General features: G+C 40.9%; 1 protein-coding gene. It reads left to right on the plus strand.

What is annotated here, in order from left to right; all coding sequences use genetic code 11:
- Window positions 1–161 precede the first annotated feature (161 nt).
- On the plus strand, window positions 162–2,159 hold the full coding sequence (uvrB, locus tag PL8927_RS10585; RefSeq protein ID WP_083620972.1) for an excinuclease ABC subunit UvrB: 1,998 nt from the start codon (window positions 162–164) through the stop codon (window positions 2,157–2,159).
- Window positions 2,160–2,334: the final 175 nt, after the last annotated feature.

The raw sequence follows: 2,334 nt of genomic DNA on the forward strand, positions 1-2,334 counted from the left end.
GATCCCCCCTAACCCCCCTTAACAAGGGGGGAATAGGAGATCAAAGTCCCCCTTTTTAAGGGGGATTTAGGGGGATCAGATCTCGGCTTTAATCACGGGTTTTCGGCTTAAATTGACACGCCTTGGAGAAGACCTCGCCCCTACTCCCTTACTCCCCCTTTATGATTCCTTTTCAACTTCAGGCTCCCTTTCAACCCCTGGGCGATCAACCCCAAGCGATCGCTCAACTCATCAATAATATTAGCAACGGACAACCCTTTAGTACCCTATTGGGGGCGACGGGAACCGGGAAAACCTTTACGATCGCCTCGATGATTGAAAAAATTGGTCGTCCCACCTTGGTTTTAGCCCATAACAAAACCTTAGCCGCCCAATTATGCAACGAATTTCGATCATTTTTTCCTGAAAATGCTGTTGAATATTTTATCAGTTATTACGATTATTATCAACCAGAAGCTTATCTTCCCGTTAGCGATACTTATATTGAAAAAACCGCTTCTATTAATGATGAAATTGATATGCTCCGCCATTCCGCAACCCGATCTTTATTTGAACGGCGAGATGTAATTGTTGTCGCTTCAATTAGTTGTATTTACGGGTTAGGAATGCCCGCCGAATATTTAAAAGCTGCCATTCCTTTACAAGTCGGAGAAGAAGTTGATCAACGGGAATTATTACGAGAATTAGTTTCTGTCCAATATACCCGCAATGATGTGGAATTAACACGGGGGAGGTTTCGTCTCAAAGGAGATGTATTAGAAATTGGGCCGGCTTATGAAGATCGAATTATTCGAGTTGAATTTTTTGGCGATGAAATTGAAGCCATTCGTTATGTTGATCCGGTTACGGGGGAAGTTTTGCAAAGTTTAGAAGGATTAAGTATTTATCCGGCTCGACATTTTGTCACCCCAGAAGACCGCTTAGAAATGGCTTGTCATGACATAGAACAGGAATTAAAACAACAAGTTGTTGAATTAGAAAACCAAAGCAAACTATTAGAAGCACAACGGTTATCTCAACGAACTCGCTATGATTTAGAAATGTTACGCGAGGTAGGATATTGTAATGGTGTGGAAAACTATTCTCGCCATTTAGCCGGAAGACAAGCGGGAGAACCCCCAGAATGTTTAATTGATTATTTCCCGAATGATTGGTTATTAGTCGTCGATGAATCTCACGTTACTGTTCCTCAAATTCGGGGAATGTATAATGGCGATCAAGCGCGAAAAAAAGTCTTAATTGATCATGGGTTTCGTTTACCCAGTGCGGCGGATAATCGACCGTTAAAAGCCGAGGAATTTTGGCAAAAAGCTAATCAATGTATTTTTGTATCGGCGACGCCGGGAGATTGGGAAATTGAACAATCTCAGGGTCAAGTTGTGGAACAAATTATCCGTCCGACGGGAGTAATTGATCCTGAAGTATTTGTGCGTCCAACCGAAGGACAGGTGGATGATTTATATGGGGAAATTCAAGACCGAGTTGAAAGAGATGAACGGGTTTTAATCACAACTTTAACGAAACGAATGGCGGAAGATTTAACGGAATATTTACAAGACCGGGGAATAAAAGTCAGATATTTGCATTCGGAAATACAGTCTATTGAACGGATAGAAATTATTCAAGGATTACAAAATCGGGACTTTGATGTGTTAATTGGGGTGAACTTATTACGGGAGGGGTTAGATTTACCCCAGGTGTCCTTAGTGGCGATTTTAGATGCGGATAAAGAAGGGTTTTTGCGATCGCATCGCTCACTCATTCAAACCATCGGACGAGCAGCGCGAAATATCCGAGGACAGGCGATTTTATATGCGGATAATTTAACCCAAAGTATGATTAAAGCCATTGATGAAACTAACCGACGACGAGAGATTCAACAAAAATATAATCAAAAACATGGGATTATTCCTCAACAAATTATTAAAAAATCCAGTAATTCTATTTTAGAGTTTTTGGATGTCTCCCGACGGTTAAATGCTCAAACTGTAGAAAAAGAAATTGAAATCTTTGAAGAATTGCCTTTAGAGAGTATTCCCGATTTAATTACTCAATTAGAAACCCAGATGAAAACGGCAGCGAAACAATTAGAATTTGAAGAAGCGGCTAAACTGCGCGATCGGATTAAACAATTACGCGATAAACTGATAGGGCATTAGGGATCGATTAGGAAAAGTCTGATCACGGATTATACGGATTTCACGGATTTCACGGATTAATATGAAATCCCGAAATGTTTGCTACAAATCCCCCCCTGTAGAGACTAGCCATGCTTAGTCTCTACAGGGGGTTAGAGGGGATCATCTGTAGCATCTATAATGGGATTTCATATAA

This window comes from Planktothrix serta PCC 8927, from assembly GCF_900010725.2.
Taxonomy (GTDB): domain Bacteria; phylum Cyanobacteriota; class Cyanobacteriia; order Cyanobacteriales; family Microcoleaceae; genus Planktothrix; species Planktothrix serta.